Genomic DNA, 253 nt, shown 5'->3' on the forward strand with positions numbered 1-253 from the left:
CCAAGGCTAAATACTACTGACTGACCGATAGTGAACCAGTACCGTGAGGGAAAGGCGAAAAGAACCCCGGAGAGGGGAGTGAAATAGATCCTGAAACCGTATGCGTACAAGCAGTGGGAGCCTACTTTGTTAGGTGACTGCGTACCTTTTGTATAATGGGTCAGCGACTTATATTCAGTGGCGAGCTTAACCGAATAGGGGAGGCGTAGCGAAAGCGAGTGTTAATAGCGCGTTTAGTCGCTGGGTATAGACC

At 49.4% G+C, this 253-nt stretch carries 1 rRNA gene; it reads left to right on the forward strand.

What is annotated here, in order from left to right:
• A 23S ribosomal RNA gene (locus tag C6382_RS23795) occupies positions 1-253 on the forward strand; the annotation flags it as partial.

This window comes from Pseudomonas sp. BBP2017 (assembly GCF_003024385.1).
Classification (GTDB): domain Bacteria; phylum Pseudomonadota; class Gammaproteobacteria; order Pseudomonadales; family Pseudomonadaceae; genus Aquipseudomonas.